Source organism: Geothrix rubra (assembly GCF_030268065.1).
Lineage (GTDB): Bacteria > Acidobacteriota > Holophagae > Holophagales > Holophagaceae > Geothrix > Geothrix rubra.
On the sequence record NZ_BSDD01000001.1, the window covers coordinates 29,993 to 54,729 of the forward strand.

Genomic DNA, 24,737 nt, shown 5'->3' on the forward strand with positions numbered 1-24,737 from the left:
ACACCCCTCGCAACAGGAGGCATCCGTGGCCCGTGCCCTGTCCCTTCCCGTCCTGACGCTCCTGCTGGCCGCGCCGGCCCTCGCCGCGCCCCCAGCCCGGGACCAGCCCGCCTCCCCCTGGAAGGCCGCCACTTTCGAGGGGCTGGCCTTCCGGAACATCGGCCCCGCCCTCACTTCCGGCCGGGTCATCGACCTCGCCGTGGACCCCTCGCACCCGGACACCTGGTACGTCGCCGCGGCCTCGGGGGGCCTCTGGAAGACCACCAACGGCGGCACCACCTGGACGCCCATCTTCGACAAGGAAGCCTCCTTCTCCCTCGGCTGCGTGAGCCTCGATCCCAGGGATCCCCTCACCGTGTGGGTGGGTTCGGGCGAGAACAACAGCCAGCGGTCCGTGGCCTACGGCGACGGCGTGTACAAGTCCACGGACGGCGGGAAGAGCTGGGAGAACGTGGGGCTAAAGGCCTCCGAGCACATCGGGAAGATCCTCGTGGACCCCCGCGATTCGAAAGTGGTCTTCGTGGCCGCCCAGGGGCCGCTCTGGAGCGCCGGCGGAGACCGGGGCCTCTACCGGACTGCGGATGGGGGAAAGACCTGGAAGGCCGTGCTGACCGTCTCGGAGAACACCGGCGTCTCGGACGTGGTCATGGACCCGGGCAACCCGGACGTCATGTACGCCGCGGCGTACCAGCGGCGCCGCCACGTGTGGACCGTCATCAACGGCGGCCCCGAGAGCGCCCTCTACAAGTCCACGGATGGCGGCCAGAGCTGGCGGAAGCTCACCACCGGCCTCCCGAAGGAGGACCTCGGCCGCATCGGCCTCGCCGTGGCCCCCGGGCGTCCGGGGCTGGTCTATGCCACCGTGGAGGCGGCCAACGGGGCGGGCGGCTTCTACCGGTCCACCGACGGCGGCGGCAGCTGGGAGAAGCGCAACGGCTACGTCTCGGGCAGCGGCCAGTACTACCAGGAGCTGTTCGTGGATCCCTCCGACGCGGACCGGATCTACGCCATGGACGTGTGGATGCAGGTCTCCGACGACGCCGGCAGGACCTGGCGCCGGGTGGGGGAGCGGCACAAGCACGTGGACAACCACGCCCTGTGGATCGACTCCGCGAATGCCGACCACCTGATCTCCGGCTGCGACGGCGGCGTCTACGAGAGCCGCGACCGGGGCGCCACCTGGGGCTTCAAGGCCAACCTGCCCATCGCGCAGTTCTACCGGGTGACCACGGACAACGCGAAGCCCTTCTACCACGTCTACGGCGGCACCCAGGACAACTACAGCCTCGGCGGCCCCAGCCGCACGGTGAACGCCCAGGGCATCACCAACGCCGACTGGTTCGTGACCCAGGGCGGCGACGGTTTCTACTCCCAGGTGGATCCGGTGGACCCCGATACGGTCTACGCCGAGGCCCAGTACGGCGACCTGGTGCGCTTCAACCGGAAGACCGGCGAGCGCCTGGACATCCAGCCCACGGCCGCCCCCGGCGAGGCCCCCCTGCGCTGGAACTGGGATGCGCCCCTGCTCATCAGCCCTCACGACCACCGCCGGGTGTACTTCGCGGCCCAGAGGCTCTTCCGCAGCGACGACCGCGGGGAGTCCTGGAGGGCCGTGAGCCCCGACCTGACGCGGCAGCTGGACCGGGACAGGCTGCCCGTCATGGGCCGCCTCTGGAGCATCGACGCCGTGGCCAAGAACACCTCCACCAGCGCCTTCGGCAACATCGTGGCCCTGGCGGAATCCCCCCTGAAGGAGGGCCTGCTCTTCGCCGGCACGGATGACGGCCTGCTGCAGGTCAGCGAGGACGGCGGCGGCACCTGGCGCAAGGTGGCGACGTTCCCCGGCGTGCCGGACCTGGCCTACGTCTCCCGCATCGAAGCCTCCCGCCACGATCCCGATGTGGTGTACCTGGCCTTCGACAACCACAAGAACGGCGACTTCAAGCCCTATGTCCTGCGGAGCCGGGACCGCGGCCGCACCTTCGAGGCCATCACGGGCGACCTCCCCGCCCGCGGCACGGTGTACGCCCTGGCGGAGGACCCGGTCCGGAAGGGCCTGCTCTTCGCAGGCACGGAGTTCGGGGCCTTCTTCACCGTGGACAGCGCCCACTGGACACCCCTCAAGGGAGGGATGCCGACCATCGCGGTGAAGGACCTCACCATCCAGGCCCGGGAAGGCGACCTGGTGGCCGCCACCTTCGGCCGGGGCTTCGCCATCCTGGACGACCTCACGCCCCTGCGCCTGGCCACCCCGGAGCTGCTGGCGAAGCCCGGTGTGCTGTTTCCCGTGCGCAGGGCCGACCTCTACATCCCGGCCCAACCCCTCGGCGCCCGCGACACCGGCTTCCAGGGCGACGCCTTCTACGCCGCCCCCAACCCGCCCTTCGGCGCCGTGTTCACCTACTACCTCAAGGACGAGGCGCAGAGCCTGAAGAAGGCCCGGCAGGCTGCGGAGAAGCAGGAGAAGGATCCGGCCCGGCCCAGCTGGGACGCCCTGCGGGCCGAGGCCCTGGACGAGGATCCGGAGGTGATCCTCACCGTCACGGACGCCGCCGGGCAGCCCGTACGTCGCGTCACCGGGCCCGCCAAGGCCGGCATGCACCGCGTGGCCTGGGACCTGCGCTTCCCGGCGCCGGATCCCGTCAGCCTGAAGCAGCGCGAGGCGGGCGCCCCGTGGGACCGGGTCCCCCGTGGCCCCCTCGTGGCGCCCGGGGCCTACACCGTCTCCCTGGCCCTCCGGGCCCAGGGCCGCACCACGCCCCTGGGCGAGCCCCAGTCCTTCCAGGCCGTGCCCCTGGGCGCGAAGGCCCTCTCCGCCGCCGACGCAGCCAGTCTCCAGGCCTTCCACATCCGGGTGGCCACCCTTCAGCGCGCCGTGCTGGGCGCCGCGCGCCTGATGGACGAGGCCAAGGTCCGGCTGGACCTGCTCCAGAAGGCGGCCCTGGACACGCCGAAGGCTACGCCCGCCCTGATTGAGCAGGCCCGGGCACTGGCGGCCCGCTTCCAGGCCCTGCAGTTCGAGCTCACCGGGGATCGCGTGCTGGCCAAGTACCAGGTGCCTACGGTGCCCGCCATCGAGGAGCGGGTGGGCCGGGTGGTGGAGGGCACCTGGACTGTCACCACCGCCCCGACCGCCAGCCAGCGGAAGGACTACGACCTGGCTGCCGACGCCTTCGCCGCCTGGCTGCCGCGGGCCAAGGCCTTCCTCGGGCAGGACGTGAAGGGCCTGGAGGACGCCCTCGACGCCGCCGGCGCCGCCTGGACCCCCGGGCGCCTGCCGAGCTGGCACAAGGACTGATCAGGCCCGTCTGGCAAAGCTGGAACGCAGAGGGCACGGAGGAAAGCTGGAAGCAGCGGCCGGAACCGGCCTTTCAGCTTCCAGCTTTCCTCTGTGTCCCCCGCGGCCCTCTGCGTCCTTTGGGTTCCGCGCTTCGATCCAGGGGGGCCGGTCACTGGCTCGGGGGCGGGATGATGCCGAGCCGGGTGTAGACGGGGCGCAGGGCGCGACGCACCTCGCCCATGCGGGACAGGAACCAGGCGGCGCCCGCCAGGCAGAGGCCCCCGCCGATGGCCAGGGTGGCGGGGGCGCCGATGCGATCGGCGGCCCAGCCGGCGATGAGGCTGCCGAAGGGCATGGTCCCCTGGAAGGCCATGGCGTAGTAGCTCATCACGCGGCCGCGCTTGTCCTCGTCGGTGACGGTCTGGAGGATGGTGTTGCTGGCGGCCATCTGCTGCATCATCCCGAAGCCCGTGAAGAGCAGGAGGGCCAGGGAGAGCGGCAGCCAGCGGGAGAAGCCGAAGGCGATGATGCCCGCGCCGAAGATGGCGGCCACCGTGGGGATCACGCGGAGGAGGCCCCGCACGCTCTTCCGGGAGGCCAGCCAGGCAGCGCTCGCCAGGGCCCCCAGGCCCGAGGCGCCCATGAGGAAGCCGAGGGTGTGGGCGCCGCCCCCCAGGACCCGGGTGGCGAAGATGGGCATGAGCACGGTGTAGGGCATGCCCACGAAGCTGACCAGGGCCAGGAGCAGCAGGATGTTCCGCACCGGCGGGAACCCGGCGACGTAGCGCCAGCCCTCGCGGAGTTCGGTCCCCACGCTCTCCGCGGCCCGGCGCACCTGGGGCACCCGCACCTCCATGAGCAGGAGCGAGGCGATCACGGCCATGTAGCTGGCGCCGTCGATGAGGAAGCACCAGCCTTCGCCGAAGCCCGCGATGACAAGGCCCGCGAGGGAGGGGCCGATGAGCCGCGAGCCGTTCACCATGGACGAATTCAGGGCGATGGCGTTGGGCAGGTCCTCCCGCCGCTCCACCATCTGGTGCAGGAAGGCCTGCCGCGCCGGCATGTCGAAGGCGTTGACGACACCCTGGAACACGCTGAGCCAGAGGATCTCCGCCACGGTGATGTGGTGCGGCAGGGCCAGGGCCGCCAGGGCGAAGGACTGGAGCATGGACAGCACCTGGGTGACCACCAGCACCCGGTGGCGGTCCAGTCGGTCCACCCACACGCCGGCGAAGGGACCCAGCACGAAGGTGGGGATCTGGCTCGCGAAGCCCGTGAGGCCCAGGAGGAAGGCCGAGCCCGTCAGGCGGTACACCAGCCAGGACATGGCGATGCGCGTCATCCAGGTGCCGATGAGCGAGAGGCTCTGGCCCCCGAAGAACAGGCGGTAGTTCCGGAACTTCAAGGCCCGCAGCGCATAGCGCCACCCGACTTCCTCGCCTGACTGGTCCCTCGGGTCCACGAACGCTCCCCTGCCATCCTCCCGTGGCCCGGACGCGCCGGCAAGGGCCCGCGGGGCGGGTACCATGGTTCCTGCGCCGCCCCCCGGCGCCGAGAGGCCCCATGCGATTCTCCGAGTACCTCGACGCTGAATGGAAGCCCGCCCTGGGCTGCACGGAGCCTGCGGCCGTGGCCTATGCGGCCCTCCTGGCCGCCGGACAGGGGGAGGGGCCCGTGCAGGAGGTGCGGCTGGTCGTGGACGCCCGCACCTACAAGAACTGCCATGCCGTGGGCATCCCCAACTCCGGCCGGAAGACCGGCATCCTCTGGGCCCTGGCCCTCGGGACGCAGCTGCGGGACGAAGGCCTCGGCCTCCGCTGCTTCGAGGGCGTGACTCCGGAGGCCCTGGCGGAGGCGGGCCGCCTCCTCGAGGCCGGCCTCCTCCAGGTGGCGGTGGACGCCGCGTGTCCCGACCTGCACATCGACTGCACGGTGGTGCGCGCCCGGGGCACGGGGCGGGCGGTGCTCGACCGGGAGCACACCCATCTGGCCCTGCTGGAGGCCGACGGGCATCGCGTGGGAGGGGAGGCGCCCCTGGCCGAAGCGCCGCCGGCCACCGTGCGGGACACCCTGGCCGGGTGGAGCCTCCGCGACCTCATGGCCTTCGCCCGGGAGCTCACGCCGGAGGACCGTCGCCGGCTGCGGGAGGGCGCGGAGCGCAACCTCGCCATGGCCCTCCACGGCGTGTCCCTCATGCCGGAGGGCTTCGTGCCGCCCGAGGGCTACGATGCCCTCACCCGGTACTCGCGCCTCGTGAGCGCCGGCGTCTACGCCCGCATGTCCGGCGAACCCCTGATGGTCGTCTCCCTGGCGGGGTCCGGGAACAAGGGCATCACCGTGTCGGTGCCCGTGACGCTCTGGGGCCGCGGGAAGGGACACCCGCAGGAGCGCATCGACGAGGCCCTGGCCTTCGCCTGCCTGATGACCTCCACCACCACCCACCGGCTCGGCACCCTGTCCTCCATCTGCGGGGCGGCCAACGCCGCCGGCATCGGCATCGCCTCGGGCCTGGTGCTCCTGGAGGGCGGCAGCGCCGACCAGGTGGACCTGGCCATCCACAACATGGTGGGCAACCTGGCGGGCATGATCTGCGACGGCGCCAAGATCGGCTGCGCCATGAAGACCATGACCGGCGCGGACGCGGCCTTCCGTTCCGCCACCCTGGCCCTGGCGGGCTTCGGCATCCCCGCCACCGACGGCATCGTGGGGGCCGATGGCGAGGCCTCCCTCGCCAACCTCGGCCGCCTCGCCCAGCGCGGGATGGCGGGTGTGGACACGGAGGTGCTGGCCATCATGCAGGGCAAGCTGGGCGCCACGCCGGCCTGATCCATGTCCGACGAGGCCTTCACCTACCGCCCCATCGGCGTGGTCCGGTCACCCTACCGCCGTCGCATCGACGCGCCGCACCAGGCGCCCGTGGTGGCGGGCACCGAGGCCGGGAGGCCGGCCGAGGCCACCCTGGAGCTGGATCCGGCCCTCCCCGAGGAGGTCCTCCGCGACCTGGCGGGTTTCGACCGCATCTGGCTCATCTTCGCCTTCGACCGCAGCGAGGGCTGGGCCCCGCTGGTGCAGCCGCCGAGGGGTCCCCGCGTCCGGCGCGGGGTGCTGGCCACCCGATCGCCCCACCGGCCCAACGCCATCGGCCTCTCCGCCGTGGAACTGGTGGCCGTGGAGGGCCGCACCCTGCGCCTCCGGGGCGTGGACCTGCTGGACGGCACGCCGGTGCTGGACCTCAAGCCCTACGTGCCCTACGCCGACGCCTTCCCGGACGCGCGGGCCGGGTGGATCGACGCCGTGGACGAGGCCACCGGCCGCCACTCCGCGCCGGGGCCCAGGCGGCCGCGGAGGGGAACGGCCTGATCAACGCAGGCCATGGCGCGCCTTGAAGGCGGGCCATTCGGCCTTGAGGGCGATGAAGGCGGCCACGTCCGGGCACTGCAGGAAGGGATTGCCGGTCCGCTCCCAGGCCATCGTCGAGCTGGGGCGGGCGCCGTAGTCGTGGCCCGGCCAGAGGGTCGTCTCCGGGGGCCACTCCCGCAGGAGCCGCTGGAGGCTGTCCCACTCCGTGCGGGCGTCCGCATCCCCCATCGTGCCGCCCACCTTGCCCACGAAGAGCAGGTCGCCCGTGAGGCCCGCGGCCTGGCCCTCCACCAGGAAGGCCAGGTGGTCCGGGCAGTGGCCGGGCACGTGCCAGGTCCTCAGGGTGAAGCCGCCGAAGGGCACGCGGTCGCCGTCGCCCAGCACGCGATCCAGGGGGCCCGGATGGCCTGGGCCGCCCAGCACCGGTGCCTTCGTGAGGGTCCGGGCCTCCGCGTTGCCGTTCGAGTGGTCGGCGTGGCCGTGGGTGTTCAGGATGGCCGTGATCCGCAGCCCCTGGGCCCGGGCCCGGGCCACGGCCGTCGCCGGATCGTAGGAGGGGTCCACCAGCAGCCCCTCGCCGGCCTCCCGGTCCCCCAGCAGGTACCCGAAATTGCGATCGCCGCCGAGACGGAGCTGCTCGAACACGAAGCGCATGGAGCCTCCTGGACAAGCCTGCATTATCCGCCGCTCCGGGCCCCGGAGAGATCCTGGGCCTCCGCCTTGCCGCCGGGGACGGGCGGACCGACACTCGGGGCCGGTTCCTGGAAGGGCCGGACCATGACCGCGCTGTGGATCCATGTCCCGGGGCAGGACCCCGTTCCGGTCCGGGGGGATGTCCGCCTCACCTTCGGGCGGGGCTCCGGCAACGACATCGTGATCCCGGACCGCAGCCTCTCCCGCAACCACGCGGCGCTCGAGTGCCACGACGGGGCGGCGGTGCTCCTGGACCTGGGCTCCCGCAACGGATCCCGGGTGAATGGCGAGCGGGTCCAGGGGCCCCGGCCCGTTCAGGCCGGCGACGAGATCCGCCTGGGCAGGGTGCGCCTCCGGCTCGAGGCGGAGGCGCCGGCCCCCGTGCCGATCGAGGAGGCCGGGCCCTCTCCCCGATCCGCCTATGCCGTGCGGGTGGACCGGCTCCGGAATCTCCGGACCGGTGCCTCGGCGGCTCCCGCCGACGGGCACTGGCTGGAGGCCCTGACCATCGTCCACGAGCTGAGCCTGGACCTGCTGCGGGCCGAGTCCCTGGACCTCATGCTCTGGGGCCTGCTCGACCGGCTGTTCGCCTTTCTCCGGCCCGGCCGCGGCGCCGTGCTCCTGAGGGACGCGGAGGGGCGGCTCTGCCAGGTGGCCGCGCGCTCCTCGAGCCATGGCCGCGAGTTCCAGGTGGCCCTCTCGCGGACCATGGTGGAGGCCGCCCTCGAACGCCACGAAGCCATGCTCGTGAACGACCCCCTGCTGGACCCGAAGCTGGGACGCGCGCCGTCCCTCATCCGCAGCGGGGTGACCACCCTCATGACGGTGCCCCTGGAATACGAGGCCCGGGTCGTCGGGCTCGTCTACCTGGATGCGGACGCCCGGCGGGCGCCCTTCACGGAGGCGGACCTCCAGTTCGTGGCCTCCCTCGGGCACCTGGCGGCCGCGAAGATCCAGGCGGTGCGCCTGGCGGAGGAGGTGGCGGCCAAGCGCGACCTGGAGAAGGAACTGGCCATCGCCCGGCAGATCCAGGAGCGGATCCTGCCGGACCGGATGCCGCAGCCCGGGGGCTTCGAGCTGCTCGGCGCCAACGAGGCCTGCCGGCAGGTCTCGGGAGACCTCTATGGCCACTGGCCGGGCCCGGACGGCCGCCTCTGGCTGGCCCTCGCGGATGTCGCCGGCAAGGGGCTCGGCCCGGGCCTCCTCATGGCCACCTTCCAGGCCTATGTGCAGGCCTGGTCGGAGACCTGTGCGGATCCCGCAGCCCTGGCCCTGAAGCTCTCCCTGGCCCTGAGCCGGAGGACCACGCCCAACCGCTTCATCACGGCCTTCCTGGTCCTCCTGGATCCGGCCTCGGGCCTGATCGCGTTCACCAACGCCGGCCACAACCCGGCCCTGCTCCTCCGGCCCGATGGCGCCTGCGAGGACCTCGGCGCCCAGGGGTTCCCCCTGGCCATGTTCGCCGGGCAGCCCTACGGGAGCGGCCAGCGGGTGCTCCAGCCGGGGGAGCTGCTCTGCCTCTACACCGACGGGATCAGCGAGGCCCTGGATGCCGAGGGTCGGGAGTTCGGTCCCGGGGGCCTCGAGGCGGTGCTGCGCGCCCAGGCGGGGGCCGACCTCGAGACGCTCCACCACGCGGTGTGCGAGGCCCTGGCCCGGCATACCGGCGGGGCCCCGCTCGCGGATGACCGAACCCTGCTGCTGGTGCGACGCAGGGGATGAACGCCCCGGGTCCGGCGGCCCTTCCGGTCCAGGCCCGCCTCCAGGCCTGCAAAGGCATGGCCAGGCCCTGCGCCCAGTGGCCCTTTCACCTGGAGGCCCGACCGGCGCGGGTGGCGAACCGGAACACGCCGCCCTCCTGGGTCCTGGTGAGGCTGCCTTCGTGTTCCAGGTGCGTGAGGTGGGCGATGCACTCGCCCATGGCGAAGAGGGTCTGGAATGGATCCGCGATGTCGCGCTCGAAGAGGACCGGAAGCAGCGAGGCGGCGCTCCGGGGGCCGGTGGCGCACGCCGCCCGCAGCAGCCCGCAGCGGTGGTCGTGGTGGGCCCGGAGCTGGTCGATCCGCTTGCGCAGCCCGCGGAAGGGCAGGCCGTGGGAGGGCAGCACCAGGAGCTCCTCGGGAAGCGCCTCCATGCGATCCAGCGAGGCGAGGTAGAGGCCCAGGGTGTCCGCCTCGGGCGCCACGACATAGGCGCTGATGTTCGTGGTGATGCGCGGCAGGAGCATGTCCCCGGAGATGAGCACGCGCGCCTCCTCGCCGTGGAGGCTGGCGTGGTCCGGGGAGTGCCCGTGTCCGCTGACGACCCGCCAGTGGCCCGCCCCGATGGCCAGGCGCTCGCCATCGAAGATGGGCCGGAAGGTGGCCGGCAGCTCCGGGGCGCCGGTCCGGTAGGTGTTGCCCCGCCGCTCCAGGGTCTCGATGCGCGGGCCCTCCAGGCCGTGGGCGCGGAGGGAGGCGTAGAGCGCCTCGTGGCCGAAGCCGGCCACTTCGTGCAGCCAGAGGTGCGCGGTGGCGTACTCGGCCTGGGTCATCCAGACGGGGACCGCGGTTCGTTGCTGCAGCCAGGCGGCCAGCCCCAGGTGATCCGGATGCAGGTGCGTGACCACCAGGCGGCGCAGGGGGTGCCCGGCCAGGATCGCCTCCCAGGCCGTCCGGGTGGGCTCCCAGGCCAGGCCCGTGTCCACGGCGGTCCAGCCTTCCCCGTCCTCCAGGAGCCAGACGTTCACATGGTCCAGGGCGAAGGGCAGGGGCATGCGGGCCCAACGGACCCCCTTCGCGACCTCCAGGACCTCGCCGGGCGCGGGCGGATGCGGATGCGTCGTCTCCAAGCCGGCCTCCCGGGCGACTCTAGCATCCGGCCCTGTCCGCCTGGTAGGCGCAGCCTGCGAAGGAGGCGGTGGGGCACCTCCTCCTGGATTCCGCCGCCGGCCCCCGGGAACGGACCGCGCCGCTTGTCCCCGGCCTGGCTTCGGTCACGGGGGTGGCGGTGGCGGGCAACGCCATCGCCCTGCCGCTGCGGCCCGGCATGGCGGAGGCATTCCCCTCGCCGACCCTTTCCACGACCCGGACTCAGCCTACATTGTGGTGAGCCGCAAATCGGCGCTTCGCCCACGCCAATCCCGGAACCCTGCCGAGAAGCGCAAGGGATCGACAATGCGTTCCCGGGCGGGGGGTGGTGCCCCGGGGAACCTCTCCTGGCGCCCGTCAAGGAGCCCATGGCCACGAATCCGAAACCTCCGACACCCGCCAGCCCCAGACCGGCCAGGCCCCTGGACCAGGTGCTCGGGCAGAACGAACACGTCGAGGGATTGATGGCGGCCAGCGCCGAGGACCTTGCCGCGGTCAACCAGACCCTGAAGGACGAACTGGCCTCGGGCAACAGCGGCCCCGGGATCGAGCCTGCCCTCGAGAAAAGCGAGGCCGCCGAGGACAAGGTCCAGGAAGCATCCGAGCGATTGTCGGACATGAACCAGGCCTTGAAGGATGAAGTCAGGGAAAGGAGCGACCTGGAAACGGAACTGGCCGCCGTCAAGGAGCAGGGTGAAGCCGATCGCCATGCCTCCTTCCACGACCTGCTCACGGGCCTGCCCAACCGCAGCTTGTTCAACGATCGCCTGGAGCATGGCCTGGCCCAGGCCCACCGGCACGGCTGGACCCTGGCGGTGATGTTCGTGGACCTGGACGACTTCAAGTCCATCAACGACTCGTACGGGCACGAAGCCGGCGATGCGGTGCTGCAGACCATCGCGAATCGCCTGCGGGAGAGCACCCGCACCGATGACACCGTCAGCCGCCATGGCGGCGATGAATTCCTGTACCTGTTGATGGAGGTCAAGGACGAAGCGGATTTGAGGGTCATCGCGGGCAAACTGATCGAGGCGATCCAGGCGCCCTGCGACCTGATGGTGGCTGGCCAACGCATCCGCCGGCGTGTCCATGCCAGCATCGGGATCTCGCTGTTCCCGAACCATGGGGACACGGCCGAGGCCCTGATCAACCGCGCCGATGGCGCGATGTACGAGGCGAAACGGAACAAATTGGGGTATGCCTTCGCGACCTGAGGCCTTGCCCGGCCTGGGCCACCCGTCCCGTCCCGTGAGTGGCCGGGCCGGCGCTGCGGCAGAAACTCCTCACTCGACGAAAAAGCCCGCAAGCCGGGTGGCTGCGGGCATCTGGCGGAGAGAGAGGGATTCGAACCCCCGTTGAGGTCACCCCCAAACCTGATTTCGAGTCAGGCGCCTTCAACCGCTCGGCCATCTCTCCAGGATGGACCAGTCTAGCAAAGCGGCGGCTAGAATCCAGCGGGAGGCGGCCATGGGCGTGCGGCGGGGACTGGCGGCGGTGGTGATGGCGGCGGCGGTGGGGGCGCCCGGGGCGGCGCAGGAGGCGGACCTGGCGCTGTCGGAGCCGGCGGCGGGGCGCTTCGCGGCGCTGGCGCTTAAGTGCGTGGGGCGGGAGTATCCGAACAAGCTGGACCATGTGATGAATGCCGCCGAGGAGGTGAAGGGGCCCCAGGCGCTGCACCCGGCCTTCTACGGCTGCTTCGACTGGCATTCCTCGGTGCACGGCCACTGGATGCTGGTCCGCCTCCTGAAGGAGCACCCGGCCATGCCGCGCGCGGCGGAGGCCCGGGCGGCCCTGGACGCCCACCTGACTCCGGAGCGCATCGCGGGGGAAGTGGCCTACCTGGACCAGCCGGGCCGCCGGAGTTTCGAGCGCACCTATGGGTGGGCCTGGCTGCTGAAGCTCTCCGCCGAGCTGCGCACCTGGGACGATCCCCAGGCCCGGCGCTGGTCCGCGGCCCTGCAGCCCCTGGCGGACCGTCTCGCCGCCCAGTTCATGGCCTTCCTGCCGAAGCAGACCTATCCCATCCGCACCGGCGTCCATCCCAACACCGCCTTCAGCCTGCACCTGGCCCTGGACCAGGCCCGGGCCGCCGGGGATGCGACCCTGGAGGCGCTGATCGGGGAGCGGGCGCGCACCTACTTCGCGAGGGACCGCCGGGGGCCCCTGGCCTGGGAACCCGGCGGCGAGGACTTCCTGTCCCCCTGCCTGGAGGAGGCGGCCCTGATGGCCGAGGTGCTGCCCCGGGCCCGCTTCGCCCGGTGGCTGGACGGCTTCCTGCCGGGGCTGCCGAAGGGCCTCACGCCTGCCGTGGTGACGGATCGCACCGACCCCAAGCTGGTGCACCTGGACGGCCTGAACCTGAGCCGGGCCCGGGCGCTGTACGAGATTGCCGAGGCCCTGGGGCCGAAGGATCCCCGCCGGGGGGCCCTGGTGGCCGCCGGGGACCGCCACGCCCGGGCCAGCCTCCCCCACCTGGCCTCCGGCAGCTACGAGGGCGAGCACTGGCTGGCCACCTTCGCGGTGCAGATGCTGGCGGCTCGGCAGGCCCTGGGGCACTGATCCCGAATCCAAATCCTGGAACCAGGCCTGTTCGAAATGGGTCAAAAAAGCTATTGACTCTCAATATCGACTGGTTGAATATCGGCATGCCCCAATCGATGCCTCGACAATCCGTGCGCACGAACCTGCCCAGTCCTGTCCCTGGGCAGCCAGGGCCATCCAAGGAGGTTCCCGTGAAGATGCGCCGTTATGCCTTTGCCACCGTGGCCCTGGTGAGTCTCTTCCCCCTCGCCGCGCCCCTCCGCGCCTGCTGCGACGACTTCTGGAGCTGCGCGGCGGCCGTCGCCACCGGCGGCCTCTCCTGCGCGGTGGAGGACCTGATCAATTCCGTCAAGACCCTCATCACCAACGTGTCGAGGCTGGCCTCCACCCTCGGCCAGCAGGCCATGGACGTGGTGAACCTCGCCAAGAACGAGCTGAGCGGCGCGGCCAACGACCTGCGGAACCTGGCGGGGCAGGCCGAGTCGGACTTCAACAGCGCGGCCCAGGCGGCCCAGACCATCGTGAACGAGGCCAGCCGTCCGCAGATGATCGCGCCCCAGGCCATCGGGGCCCTGGCGACGACGGCCGGGGCGGGGCAGCGGGCCGGGGGCGGGATGGTCGCCCCGGCGGGAGGCGCGCGCCCGGCCGTTCCGACGCCGGCCCGCACCGCGGCACCGGCCGGCGCGACCGGGGTGATGCATTTCGACCCGCCTGTCAGTCCCCAGGACCTGCTGGACGCCCTGCGGCGGGCCCAGCAGGCGGTGGACGGCCTCCGCCCCGACGTGACCCAGCCCATCAACCAGGTGCGCCAGTTCGCGACCCAGGCGGAGCAGCAGGCGGCCGCCGCCGCCTCCTCCGCCGCGAACATCGCCCAGACGGCCCTCCTGGCGCCCCTCCAGACCCTCGGGAACATGCTCCAGGACCTGGTGAACCACCCCGAGCACATCTTCGACCCCAGCAAGATCGTGGACGACGCCATCACCCAGATCACCAACCAGGCCATCACCACCATGACCCAGGTCCATGACGCGGTGATGCAGCAGGCCAAGGGCACCCTCGACATGGCCCAGAAGCCGCTCCAGGACGCCCTGGACCGGGCCTCCGTAGCGAAGAAGATCGCGGACGCCATGCAGCGGCTCCAGCGCGCGAGATCCAAGTCCGCCCTGGACGCCCTCAACGCCGTGGTCCCCCGGCAGCGGGTGGATGTCCACATGCTGGTCTCCCAGGTGGCCGCGGCGACCCATCCGTCGGGCATCACGGCCCTGAACCTGGGCCAGCACCACGGCATGGTGCTGGCGCCCTTCAACCGGATCACGGCCTCCCGCCTCACCGCCCGGGCCGCCGGGGCCCAGATGGCGGCCCAGCTCAAGGGCCCCTGGATGCAGTTCAAGCGGATCCAGGCCGCGCCGCCGAAGGCCGATCCCGCGGCGAGGAACCGCATGGAGGCGGAACTCACGCAGCGCTTCGCCGGGAAGTCGCCCGCGCAGGCCGCGGCGGAGAAGCAGGCCCTGCTGAACGAGGCCCGCGCCCGGTTCGCCCGTGACCCGAAGACCTTGCAGAAGGTGGAGGCCATGCTCAACGGCGATCCGGTGATCCAGAACCACCTCGGCCCCCACGGCCCCGCCGTGCAGCAGCAGTAGCACCCACGCAGGGTTCGACTTCCTGGAGGCGGGATGGACCGACGGATCGGAAGCCTCGTCGTCATGGCCGGTTGGCTCGCCCTCTCCCCCGTGCTGGTCGCGGGGGAGAGGGTCGAGCTGACGGCTCCCGCCACCCCGGGCGGCCCCGTCACCGGGAAGGCCTCGGCCCCCGCCGGCACGGAATGGGTGGTGATCTTCTACCGGACCCAGGGGGAGCAGGACTTCAACAGCTTCAACCTCGACGCCCAGCCCGACGGAACCTACACGGGGACCATGGACACCGCGCCGCCCGCCGGGGCGAAGGTGGAGTACTACGCCGCCCTCCGCGCCCCCGGCGGCATCAAGTACCTGCCCGAAGGCGCCCCGGCCGCCTTCGCCAGCCTGCAGATGCCGGGCACCCCGGCGGCAGGGTCCGCCCCGACGCCGGCCGCGGGGGAGGCCGCGCCCGCAACCCCGGCCCAGGTTCCCGCCGAGGGCCAGGCGCCGCCGGTCCACGGCCCCTTCTACGTGGATGGGGCCCTGGAGCATGTGGCCCATCACCAGCAGGAGGTTCCCGGAGAGTCGCGGAACCTCGCCTCGGGCCAGGTCCGCTTCACCTACCAGAAGGACGCGGATGGCCGCCAGGTGCTGCTGAACACGCGACTGGTCTACACGAACCAGCCCATGGGGGGCCAGGCGCGCTGGAGCCTCGGCGACCTGCAGGCGGCCTTCGCCCAGGGCGGCCACCGGGTGCAGGTCGGCGACCAGATGGTGCAGGAATCCGAGTTCACCCTGGCGGGGGCGGGCCGCCGCGGGTTCGACTATGCCTACACCGGCGCCTCGCTCGGGGCCCACCTCTTCGCCCTGAACACGGAGGCGCAGGGCGGCACCCGGGGCCTGGCGTGGCCCGTGGCGGGGAGCGAAGCCTACGGCGGTGCCCTGGGCTACGGCTGGCTCAACGGCAACCTGAAGGCGAGGCTCGTGTTCCTCTCGGGGAAGGACGACCCGGCGACGGCCCTCAACGTGGTGACCACCTACGCCGCGCCGGTGCGGGATGGCTCCACGGGCGCCCTCCTGCTGGACGGCCGCTTCCTGGACAGCCGCCTGGCCCTGTCGGGCGAGTACGCACGGAGCCTCTTCACGAAGGACCTCCTGGGCGAAGCGCCCCGGATCGTGGACCAGGCCTGGCGGCTCTCGGGGATGTGGTCCCAGGGGGCCTTCAGCGCCCAGGTGGGCTACCGGGACGTGGGGCGGGATTTCGGCACCGTGGGCGTGGTGTTCTTCGTGGGGGACCGGCGCACCTTCAACGGGAGCCTGGGCCTCAACTACGCCCGGTGGAGCCTGAGTGCCACGGCGACGGACGAGCGGGTGAACCCCTCCGGGCGGCCGGACCAGAACCAGGCCTGGAACCAGTCCCAGCGCCTGGATGCGCGGCTGGGGCTCACCCAGACCCTCTACTGGCGAGTGGGTCTCCAGCAGTCCCGGCAGGATGCCGGCATGGTGGCCAATCCCCTGGTGCCCTTCAGCGACAGTTCGCGATCCGGCGTGAGCACGGGCTTCGACCTGGCCCTGCCGCCCGCCACGAGCCTCACCTTCAATGCCCAGTTCGATCGCATCCGCAGCACCGGGATGAGCGACACCACCGGCAGCAGCACGACCCTGTCCCTGGGCGGCAGCCTCGGGTTCGGGGCCTGGGTGCGCCTGTCGCCCAGCCTGAGCTGGTCGCGCACCCTCAACGATCCCGGGGCCCAGAAGACCACCGTGGAGAACGCCTTCCTCAATGCGGACGTGACCCTCGTGCCGAACCTCCTGGGCTTCCTCCTGAACGGCGGCAGCTCTCGGACCACTCTCGTCACCGGCGAGACGGTGGAGAACTCCGTGGCGGAGGGCACGCTCCGCTGGTACCTGGACGGCTACCTGCACGGCCATGCGCGGGCGAGCCTCGGCCTGAAGGGGCGCTACACCCATGCCCCGTCCATGGCGGCCTACCTCCCGACCGCCGCCTCGGGCACGACGGGGGCGACGGCTGCGGCCATGGCCAACGACAACCAGGTCTCCCTCCTCCTGAACGTCTCGTACTGAGGAGCAGCCCCCATGCGGAACATCCTCCTCGCCCTCGCGTTCCTCGGCACCCTGGTCCTGAGGGCCCAGGGCGCCATCTCCGTCATCCCCGGGGTCCCGGTCAACGGCGTGGCCACGACCTTCGTGCTCTCCCCGACCTACCCGCCCACCGGCGCCGTGGTCTGGGACTTCGGGGACCAGACCCCGCCGCTCAGCGGCGGGACGGTGGCCACCCATGTGTACCCCCGCACGGGGTCGTACCTGGTGCGGGCGGTGTACCCCTACGCCTCGGCCATCGGCCTGCCGGCCACCGTCCAGCTCCCCATCCGGGTGGCGGATCGCCTGGGACCGGCGGCCCCCTTCACGATCGCCATGCTGCGGGTGCGCTGGGACGATGGTCGCACGGACGTCTCGGTGGACCAGGGCTTCTCGCCCCTGGTGGCCTACGCGGACCTGAAGTTCGAAGGGACGGGGCTGCTCCAGGCGCAGTGGCTGGTGGACGGCATCCCCCTCGGCACCTTCACCCAGCAGCTCTCCTTCGCGGACACCGTGACCCTGGATTCGCGGCGGGCGATCCCGCTCCCGACCACCGGCCTGGGGGAGCACTGGGTCACCCTCCGCATCCTGTCGCCCCAGGTGACCTTCCAGCCGCCCCTCATCCGCTATTTCGTGCGGGTGGCCAGCGGCCAGGAGGCCCCGCGGATCGATGCGGTGAGCCCCGAGACCGTGCGTCCGGGCGAGGAGGCTGAACTGCGGGTGCTCGGCCGCAATCTCGATCCCCGCACCACCGTCTCCTTCGGCAGGGACATCGCCCAGGTGGCCCCGCTCCGCCTCACGGGACCCGGGGAGGCGGTGGTCCGCATCTTCGTGGCGCCCACCGCCCGGGCGGGGTCGCGGGAGGCCCAGGCCTCCAGTCGCGCGGGCCGGAGCCGGGGCCCCGCCCGCCTGCGGGTGATCCCGCCGCCACCCGATGTGCGGGCCGGCCTCGCGGAGGGCCAGGCCCTCCCCTGGCAGCCGATGGGACCTCCGCAGCCGGCCCTGCTCCGGACCCTGACGGCCTTCTTCCTCCTGCCCCACGGCGAGGAGGGACGCACCCTCTTCGCGCCGCCCGCGCCCTGATCCGGGACGCTCAGCCCCGCCGCCGCCGGAAGAAGGCCTGGAGCTGCTCGCGGCACTCCGCCTCCAGCAGGCCCCCCTGGAAGTCGACGCGGTGGTTGAGGGCGAGGCCCTCCAGGTTCGCCGCCCAGCGGCTGACGCCCACCTTGGGATCCGGGGCCCCGAAGACCACGCGGCCCACCCGGGCGTGCACCAGGGCGCCGAAACACATCAGGCAGGGTTCCAGCGTCACGTAGAGGGTGGCGTCCGTCAGGCGGTAGTTCCGCGCCCAGGCCCCGGCGGCGCGCAGGGCCTGCACCTCCGCGTGGGCCGTGGGATCGTGCGAGCTGATGGGGCAGTTGTGCCCGCGGCCCAGCAGGGCGCCTTCGGATACGACCACCGCCCCGATGGGGACCTCGTCCTTGCGGTCCGCGCGCTCGGCCTCCTCGAGGGCCAGGCGCATGAAGTAGATGTCGTCGCCGCTCCACATGCCTTCCAGTGTGGCCCAAATCAGGGCCGGGCCTGTGACCCGCGTGATTCCCTCCGTGCCGGGGCCCGACTCCGGACGCGCCCCCGGCGCGTCCTCCGTCACCCGGCGGTCGGGATGTCGTCGCCGCTCCACATGGCATCAGTGTGGCGGAAAAGGGTGCGCCCTTACGTGGGTTCCTGCCTCCGGTCGTCGACCGCGGAACGTCCACCCGGTACGTCGGAAACAAAGGAGCAGTATGGCGGAATTCCCCTAGAAATAAAAGGCTGATTCGCGGTTTTGCACACCGCTACACTCATCCAGGTCCCCCAAGGACCGACTCTTTTCCACGGCCCCGCGACGGCAGCGCCCTCGCGGGGTTTTTGCAGAGCCGGAGGGTACATGCAGGCGCACCTGATCCTGAAGGACGGGACGATCTTCCGGGGACGGGCGCCGCTGGGCTTCGGCGGGGGCGGCGAGGCCGTCTTCACCACCGCCATGGCGGGCTACCAGGAGATCCTCACGGACCCCAGCTTCGCCGGGCAGATGGTCTGCATGACCTTCCCCGAGCAGGGCATCTACGGCATCCACGCGGACCTGAACGAGGCGGCCCATCCCTGGGCCACGGGCCTGCTCTGCCGGCGCCTCACCTTCGCCCCCGACCACGCCCGCTCCGAGGGCGACCTGGCGGGCTGGCTGAAGCGCCACCGCATCCCCGTGATGACCGACCTGGACACCCGGGCCCTCACCCAGCACCTCCGCGACCAGGGCGCCCAGCCGGCCCTCATCTGGACCGAGGCCGACGGCGGCCTGGAGGCGGGCGTGGCCAAGGCGAAGGCGCTGCCGGACATGACCGGCCAGGCCCTCTGCGGCGAGGTGAGCTGCCGGGACCGATACGAACTCAATCCCGGCGGGCAATTCCGGGTGTCGGTGCTGGACGGCGGCATCAAGCGGAGCATCCTGGACCAGCTGGTGGGGGCGGGGCTGCACCTGGAGGTGTTCCCCTGGGACACGCCGGCCACGGAACTCACCGACAAGCGGTTCCACGGCCTGTTCCTCAGCAATGGTCCCGGCGATCCCGGCGCCCTTCCGGGCATGCAGCGGGAAGTCGAGGCCTGCCTCGGCAAGCTCCCCATCTTCGGCATCTGCCTGGGCCACCAGCTGCTGGGCCAGGCCTTCGGCGGCCGCACCTTCAAGCTGAAGTTCGGCCATCGCGGCGCCAACCAGCCCGTGCAGGACCTGGCCACCGGCCGCATCGAGATCACGGCCCAGAACCACGGGTTCGCCGTGGACGAGGCCAGCCTCCCCAAGGAGATCGTGGTCACCCACAAGCACCTCAGCGACGGCACCGTCGAAGGGCTGCGCCACACCCAGCTGCCGATCTTCAGCCTCCAGCACCACCCCGAGGCCTCGCCAGGCCCCCACGACGCGCACCCCGCGTTCCGGCGGTTCGTGGAGCTCATGGAAAGACATCCAAGATGAACCACGAAGACGGGAAGACCACGAAGGAAGACAAGTGGATCGGATCATTGGATCCGAAGCTGGAGGCCATCGGCACGGCAATTGTGGACGCGGCTATCACCGTGCATCGAGAACTGGGACCGGGCCTGTTGGAGAGCACTTACGAGGTCTGCCTTGTCCATGAGTTGACCAATCGAGGCTTATCCGTGGAGCGGCAGAAGTCACTGCCTGTGATGTACCGGGGGACGCAGATTGACGCGGGGTATCGGCTGGACTTGCTTGTCGAGGGATGTGTCGTTCTTGAACTGAAGGCAGTGGATGAACTCAGCAGGATTCATTACGCACAGCTCCTTACTTATTTGAAACTCTCAGGCCATAGGCTCGGGTTCCTGATCAATTTCAATGCGGTCCCCATGAAGCAGGGGATCCGCCGCCTGGTCCATTGATGGTGGCTTTTCTTCGTGGTCTTCCTGTCTTCGTGGTGAATCGACATGCCTAAGCGTACGGATCTGAAGAGCGTGCTGGTGCTGGGGTCGGGGCCGATCCAGATCGGCCAGGCCTGCGAGTTCGACTACTCGGGGACGCAGGCGCTGAAGGCGCTGCGGGAGGAGGGGATCCGCACGATCCTGCTGAACTCCAATCCCGCGTCGATCATGACGGACCCGGGCCGGGCCGACGCCACCTACCTGGAGCCGCTGACGCTGGCCGTGCTGGAGAAGGTCATCGAGGCGGAGAAGCCCGACGCCATCCTGCCCACGGTGGGTGGCCAGACGGCCCTCAACCTGGCCATGGAGGCCCACGAAAGCGGGCTGCTGGCCCGCACGGGGGTGCACCTGATCGGCGCCCAGCCCGAGGCCATCAAGCGCGGCGAAGACCGCCAGCTCTTCAAGGCCCTCATGGACGGCCTGGGCCTGGAGACCTGCCGGGGCGGCTTCGCCCACAGCATGGCCGAGGCCCGCGAACTGCTCACGGTCACGGGCTTCCCCGCCATCATCCGCCCCAGCTTCACCCTGGGCGGCAGCGGCGGGGGCATCGCCTACAACGTGGACGAGTTCGAGACCATCGTCGCGCGGGGCCTGGACCTGAGCCCCACCAAGCAGGTGCTCATCGAAGAGAGCATCCTGGGCTGGAAGGAGTTCGAGCTGGAGGTGGTGCGCGACCTGGACGACAACGTCGAGGTCATCTGCTCCATCGAGAACCTGGATCCCATGGGCGTCCACACCGGCGACAGCATCACCGTGGCGCCGGTGCTCACCCTCACGGACCCCGAGTACCAGCGGATGCGAGACGCGGCCATCGCCGTCATCCGCGCCGTGGGCGTGGAGACGGGCGGCTCCAACATCCAGTTCGCCCTGGATCCCGAGACCAGCCGCATCATCGTCATCGAGATGAACCCCCGGGTGAGCCGCAGCTCCGCGCTGGCCTCCAAGGCCACGGGCTTCCCCATCGCCTGGGTGGCCACGAAGCTGGCCCTGGGCTACCGCCTGTGGGAGCTGCCGAACGCCATCACGCGCATGACGAAGGCCGCCTTCGAACCGGTGCTGGACTACGTGGTGGTGAAGATCCCCCGCTTCACCTTCGAGAAGTTCCCCCAGGCCGAGAAGGTGCTGGGGACGCAGATGAAGAGCGTGGGCGAGGTGATGAGCATCGGCCGCAGCTTCCAGGAGGCCCTGCAGAAGGCCGTGCGCTCCCTGGAGGAGGGCCACCTGGGCCTCTCCGGCGCCCTGGAGGGCAAGCTGGACCTCAACCGGCTGAAGGAGCACCTGCTCATCCCTGGGCCCCAGCGGATCTTCTGGCTCTACCACGCCCTGAAGGCCGGCCACAGCGTGGAGGAGCTGCATCGCCTCACGAAGATCACCGCCTGGTTCCTCCGCGAGATCGAGGAGATCGTGGTGCTGGAGGGCCGCCTGCGGAGCTTCCCCGTGGACCGCCTGCCGGAGGAGCTGCTGGAGAAGGCCAAGCGCGCGGGCTTCGCCGATGCCCAGATCGCCGTCTTCTGCGCGGGCACCGAGGCCGAGGTGGCGAAGCGCCGCGAGGCGCTGGACCTGCGGCCCGCCTACAAGCGGGTGGACACCTGCGCCGGGGAGTTCGCCGCCGAGACGCCGTACCTCTACGGGACGTGGGAGGAAAAGAGCGAAGCCGCACCCACGGACCGGCCCAAGGCCATCGTGCTGGGTTCAGGCCCCAACCGCATCGGCCAGGGCGTGGAGTTCGACTGCTGCTGCGTGCAGGCGGTGGAGGCCATCCGCGCCAGCGGGGTCGAGGCCATCCTGGTGAACTGCAATCCCGAGACCGTCAGCACGGACTTCGACACCAGCGACCGCCTCTATTTCGAGCCCCTCACCTACGAGCACGTGAAGGCGGTGGTGGACCGCGAGGCGGCCGGCGGCAAGCTCCTGGGCGTCTTCGCCCAGTTCGGCGGCCAGACCCCGCTGAAGCTGGCGTCGCCCCTGGATGCCGCGGGGGTGCCCCTGCTGGGGACGCCCCTGAACGCCATCCTCGACGCCGAGGACCGCGAGCGCTTCGGCCAGGCCCTCAAGCGCCTGGGCATCCCCGCCCCGCTCTGGGGCATGGCCACCAGCTTCGAGCAGGCCCTGGACGTGGCCCACGGGCTGGGCTACCCGGTGATGGTGCGCCCCAGCTTCGTCCTCGGTGGCCGGGCCATGGCCGTCGTGTTCGACGACGCGGGTCTCGAGAAGTACATGCGCGAGGCGGTGGCCGTGAGCAACGACCAGCCCGTGCTGCTGGACCGCTTCCTGGACGGCGCCCAGGAGCTGGACGTGGACGTGGTCTGCGACGGCGAGCAGGTGGTCATCGCCGGCCTGCTGGCCCACATCGAGGAGGCGGGCATCCACTCGGGCGACAGCTACGCCGTCATCCCGGCCCTGGGCGTGCCCGAGGCCGTCGTGGAGACGGTGAAGGAATACAGCCGGCGGCTGGCCCTGGACCTGGGCGTGCGGGGCCTCATGAACCTGCAGTTCGCCGTGAAGGACGGCATCGCCTACTGCCTGGAGGCCAACCCCCGGGCCAGCCGGACGGTGCCCTTCGTGAGCAAGGCCACGGGCGTGGACTGGGCGGGCGTCGCCGCCCGGGTGGGCCTGGGCCAGAGCCTGAGGCAGCAGGGCGTCACGGACGGCGTGCCCCGCGCGGTGTCGGTGAAGGGCGTGGTCTTCCCCTTCGCCAAGTTCCCGGGCGTGGATCCGGTGCTGGGCCCCGAGATGAAGAGCACGGGCGAGGTCATGGGCATCGGCGAGACCTTCGGCGAGGCCTACGCCAAGGCCCTGCTGGCCGCGGGCATCCCCCTGCCGCTGTCGGGCACGGTGTTCCTCACGGTGAACGACGCGGACAAGGCGCGGCTGCCGGAGCTCGCCCAGAAGCTGGTGGGCCTGGGCTTCGGCCTCTGCGCCACGGAGGGCACGGCCCGGACGTTGGAATCCGTGGGCCTCAAGGTGCGCCGCATCTTCAAGGTGAACGAGGGTCGCCCCAACGCCGTGGACCTCCTCAAGAACGGCGAGGTGCAGTGGGTCATCAACACGCCCCTGGGCCGCGACGCCTTCTTCGACGAGAGCGCCATCCGCAAGGAGGCCCTGCGCCTGAAGATCCCCTGCCTCACCAACCTCAGCGCCGCCCTCGCCGCCTGCGAAGCCGTCGAGACCCTGCGCGGCGAGATGAAGGTGCGGGCCATCCAGGCGCTGGCCTGATCATTCCGGAGGTTCCCATGTCCGTCAACGACCGCATCCAGTCCTTCCTGGCCTCGGGTCCCTTCGCGGTGGTGGGGGCCAGCACGGACCGCTCGAAGTACGGCAACAAGGTCCTGCGCTGCTACCAGCAGCACGGGAAGGAGGTCTACCCCATCAACCCGAAGGCGCCGGAGGTGGAGGGCCTGAAGGCCTATCCGTCACTCGCTGCGCTGCCGGTGACGGTGCCGGCCATCTCCATCATCACGCCGCCCCCGGCCACCGAGCAGGTGGTGCGCGAGGCCGCCGCGGCGGGTGTGAAGCACGTGTGGATGCAGCCCGGCGCCGAGAGCCCCGAGGCCATCCGCACGGCCGAGGCCCTGGGCCTGAGCGTCATCGCCGGGGGGCCCTGTCTGCTCGTGGTGCTGGGCTACCACGACTGAATTCGCTGCGCGAATTCAGATGGGAAAGCCTTGATACCTGAATCCGCGCTGCGGATTCAGTTCAGGCCAGGCCCAGGTTCTCCCGCACCAGCCGGCGCTGCTCCTCGTGGGCCTGCAGCACCTTCGGCACCTCGCTGTGCCATAGCCTCGACACGTCGGCGAAGGAGATGGTGGGCCTCGAGTCGGCGCCAGGGGTCGAGGGTTCGGTTGAGTCCGGCGAGAACATCCCGCGGATACCAGGCTTCGGGGTCATGGAGTGGGTTCCTTAGAAGGGCAAGGTACGCGGTCTGGAGCTGGTAGGCAACCCCGGATTCGGGCAGCTCGGGCCGGGCCCGCACCTGGGCCACGGCCTCCTGGTCCATGGCCAGGCTGCCGGAGGTGCCCTCGTCCACCCGGATGTAGTAGAGCCGGAGCCCCCGCGCCGCCTCGGGCACCTGGGCCAGGAAGGTGCGGGGGGCCCGGGCGTGGGTGCGGGCCATGCGGTCCAGGGGCACGTAGCGGCCCTCGCGCTCCGAGCGCTCCAGCATGGCCCTCACGGCGCCGGCGGGATCGCGGTCCGCGTAGGCCAGGTGGATCTCGCTGGGGGTGCGGCGGATCCGGGCCAGGAGGAAGGCGAGGCCGTCCGGGTCCGTGTGGGGTGCGTCGAATACGGCCCCGAAGGACCAGCCCAGGGCCGCGGCGCCCGTGGTCTTGCTGGTGGCCTGGCCGCCCATGAGGATGAGCACGGGATGGCCCTGGGCCGTGGCGAGGATGCGGTCCCGCAGGCGCTTGCCCAGGGCGTGGAGGTGGACGGCCGCCCGGCCGCCGGGATCCTCCAGGGCCTCGTAGCCCTGGGTGGGGTTGCGCCGGAGGGTGGGGAGCAGGGTGGCCAGCACGTCCGCGTTCAGCACCTGCCCGTTCAGGCTGTCGGGCAGGGCGGCGTAGTCGTCCAGGGCCGCCTCGGCCCGGCGGGCGCAGTCGGCGGCCTCCGCCTCCAGGGCGCCCCGAACCTCGGCGCGCTCGGTCTCCTCCAGCTCCCAGTAGGAGCGGCGGAGGTGCCAGGGCACCTGCTGCCAGGGCGGGGGGGTGGTCATGGGGACACAGTACGGCATCGGGCCGCCCCGCGCCGCAGGCATCTCCGGTCGTCAAAAAGCCGGAACGCAGAGGGCGCAGAGAACCGCAGAGGACGCAAAGGAAGGCGCAGGCCTCCACC

At 71.3% G+C, this 24,737-nt stretch carries 18 protein-coding genes and 1 tRNA gene; 13 read left to right on the forward strand and 6 right to left on the reverse strand.

Annotated elements, in window-relative coordinates:
* Nucleotides 1–25: 25 nt before the first annotated feature.
* On the forward strand, nucleotides 26–3,298 hold the full coding sequence (locus QSJ33_RS00115) for a VPS10 domain-containing protein (RefSeq protein ID WP_285721955.1): 3,273 nt from the start codon (nucleotides 26–28) through the stop codon (nucleotides 3,296–3,298).
* A gap of 151 nt (nucleotides 3,299–3,449) precedes the next feature.
* Here QSJ33_RS00115 and QSJ33_RS00120 read toward each other — a convergent pair whose 3' ends face one another.
* Nucleotides 3,450–4,742, reverse strand: a complete 1,293-nt coding sequence (locus tag QSJ33_RS00120) for an MFS transporter (protein WP_285721957.1) — start codon at nucleotides 4,740–4,742, stop codon at nucleotides 3,450–3,452.
* Between the two features lie 101 nt (nucleotides 4,743–4,843).
* Here QSJ33_RS00120 and QSJ33_RS00125 point away from each other — a divergent pair, with 101 nt between their 5' ends.
* Together QSJ33_RS00125 and tsaA are read left to right on the forward strand one after the other, a co-directional pair.
* On the forward strand, nucleotides 4,844–6,106 hold the full coding sequence (locus tag QSJ33_RS00125; protein ID WP_285721960.1) for an L-serine ammonia-lyase, iron-sulfur-dependent, subunit alpha: 1,263 nt from the start codon (nucleotides 4,844–4,846) through the stop codon (nucleotides 6,104–6,106).
* Nucleotides 6,107–6,109: 3 nt separating this feature from the next.
* Entirely contained in the window at nucleotides 6,110–6,640 is a 531-nt protein-coding gene (gene tsaA / locus QSJ33_RS00130) for a tRNA (N6-threonylcarbamoyladenosine(37)-N6)-methyltransferase TrmO (RefSeq protein ID WP_285721961.1), read from the forward strand.
* Here tsaA and QSJ33_RS00135 read toward each other — a convergent pair whose 3' ends face one another.
* The gene (locus QSJ33_RS00135; protein ID WP_285721963.1) at nucleotides 6,641–7,294 is read right to left on the reverse strand and encodes a hydroxyacylglutathione hydrolase family protein; all 654 of its coding nucleotides are present in this window, start codon (nucleotides 7,292–7,294) and stop codon (nucleotides 6,641–6,643) included. It abuts the gene before it with no gap.
* A 123-nt stretch (nucleotides 7,295–7,417) separates the two neighbouring features.
* Between QSJ33_RS00135 and QSJ33_RS00140 the strand changes: the two genes are divergently transcribed.
* Complete coding sequence (locus QSJ33_RS00140; protein WP_285721965.1) at nucleotides 7,418–9,055, forward strand: SpoIIE family protein phosphatase; 1,638 nt, start codon at nucleotides 7,418–7,420, stop codon at nucleotides 9,053–9,055.
* A gap of 85 nt (nucleotides 9,056–9,140) precedes the next feature.
* On the opposite strand, the gene QSJ33_RS00145 is transcribed toward QSJ33_RS00140, so the two are convergent.
* Nucleotides 9,141–10,163 carry an MBL fold metallo-hydrolase gene (locus QSJ33_RS00145; RefSeq protein WP_285721967.1) on the reverse strand — a complete coding sequence of 341 codons (1,023 nt, stop codon included), beginning with the start codon at nucleotides 10,161–10,163 and terminating at the stop codon, nucleotides 9,141–9,143.
* A 387-nt stretch (nucleotides 10,164–10,550) separates the two neighbouring features.
* On the opposite strand from QSJ33_RS00145, the gene QSJ33_RS00150 reads away from it, so the two are divergent.
* Complete coding sequence (locus QSJ33_RS00150) at nucleotides 10,551–11,396, forward strand: GGDEF domain-containing protein (RefSeq protein ID WP_285721969.1); 846 nt, start codon at nucleotides 10,551–10,553, stop codon at nucleotides 11,394–11,396.
* Nucleotides 11,397–11,508: 112 nt separating this feature from the next.
* Here the strand turns inward: QSJ33_RS00150 and QSJ33_RS00155 are convergent.
* Nucleotides 11,509–11,598 (reverse strand) — tRNA-Ser (locus QSJ33_RS00155).
* Between the two features lie 84 nt (nucleotides 11,599–11,682).
* On the opposite strand from QSJ33_RS00155, the gene QSJ33_RS00160 reads away from it, so the two are divergent.
* The 4 genes from QSJ33_RS00160 to QSJ33_RS00175 all read left to right on the forward strand — a co-directional run bounded on the left by QSJ33_RS00160 (nucleotide 11,683) and on the right by QSJ33_RS00175 (nucleotide 17,522).
* A complete protein-coding gene (locus tag QSJ33_RS00160; RefSeq protein ID WP_420801370.1) occupies nucleotides 11,683–12,741 on the forward strand; it encodes a DUF2891 domain-containing protein in 1,059 nt (352 codons plus the stop codon).
* A gap of 173 nt (nucleotides 12,742–12,914) precedes the next feature.
* Nucleotides 12,915–14,363 carry a hypothetical protein gene (locus tag QSJ33_RS00165; protein WP_285721974.1) on the forward strand — a complete coding sequence of 483 codons (1,449 nt, stop codon included), beginning with the start codon at nucleotides 12,915–12,917 and terminating at the stop codon, nucleotides 14,361–14,363.
* Between the two features lie 33 nt (nucleotides 14,364–14,396).
* The gene (locus QSJ33_RS00170) at nucleotides 14,397–16,424 is read left to right on the forward strand and encodes a BamA/TamA family outer membrane protein (protein ID WP_285721976.1); all 2,028 of its coding nucleotides are present in this window, start codon (nucleotides 14,397–14,399) and stop codon (nucleotides 16,422–16,424) included.
* Between the two features lie 12 nt (nucleotides 16,425–16,436).
* On the forward strand, nucleotides 16,437–17,522 hold the full coding sequence (locus tag QSJ33_RS00175; RefSeq protein WP_285721977.1) for a PKD domain-containing protein: 1,086 nt from the start codon (nucleotides 16,437–16,439) through the stop codon (nucleotides 17,520–17,522).
* 10 nt (nucleotides 17,523–17,532) lie between these two features.
* On the opposite strand, the gene tadA is transcribed toward QSJ33_RS00175, so the two are convergent.
* On the reverse strand, nucleotides 17,533–17,988 hold the full coding sequence (gene tadA, locus QSJ33_RS00180; protein ID WP_285721979.1) for a tRNA adenosine(34) deaminase TadA: 456 nt from the start codon (nucleotides 17,986–17,988) through the stop codon (nucleotides 17,533–17,535).
* A 378-nt stretch (nucleotides 17,989–18,366) separates the two neighbouring features.
* Between tadA and carA the strand changes: the two genes are divergently transcribed.
* Genes carA through QSJ33_RS00200 form a run of 4 tightly spaced genes read left to right on the forward strand, consistent with a single transcriptional unit; the run spans nucleotide 18,367 to nucleotide 23,545 of the window.
* Nucleotides 18,367–19,446: a glutamine-hydrolyzing carbamoyl-phosphate synthase small subunit gene (gene carA / locus QSJ33_RS00185; protein WP_285721982.1), complete on the forward strand. Its 1,080-nt coding sequence runs from the start codon at nucleotides 18,367–18,369 to the stop codon at nucleotides 19,444–19,446.
* On the forward strand, nucleotides 19,443–19,871 hold the full coding sequence (locus QSJ33_RS00190) for a GxxExxY protein (RefSeq protein WP_285721984.1): 429 nt from the start codon (nucleotides 19,443–19,445) through the stop codon (nucleotides 19,869–19,871). Before carA ends, QSJ33_RS00190 begins: the two co-directional genes overlap by 4 nt.
* Nucleotides 19,872–19,916: 45 nt before the next feature.
* Nucleotides 19,917–23,126 carry a carbamoyl-phosphate synthase large subunit gene (gene carB, locus QSJ33_RS00195; RefSeq protein WP_285721985.1) on the forward strand — a complete coding sequence of 1,070 codons (3,210 nt, stop codon included), beginning with the start codon at nucleotides 19,917–19,919 and terminating at the stop codon, nucleotides 23,124–23,126.
* A gap of 17 nt (nucleotides 23,127–23,143) precedes the next feature.
* Nucleotides 23,144–23,545 carry a CoA-binding protein gene (locus QSJ33_RS00200; RefSeq protein WP_285721986.1) on the forward strand — a complete coding sequence of 134 codons (402 nt, stop codon included), beginning with the start codon at nucleotides 23,144–23,146 and terminating at the stop codon, nucleotides 23,543–23,545.
* A gap of 56 nt (nucleotides 23,546–23,601) precedes the next feature.
* Here QSJ33_RS00200 and QSJ33_RS00205 read toward each other — a convergent pair whose 3' ends face one another.
* Complete coding sequence (locus QSJ33_RS00205; protein WP_285721988.1) at nucleotides 23,602–24,618, reverse strand: hypothetical protein; 1,017 nt, start codon at nucleotides 24,616–24,618, stop codon at nucleotides 23,602–23,604.
* Nucleotides 24,619–24,737: the final 119 nt, after the last annotated feature.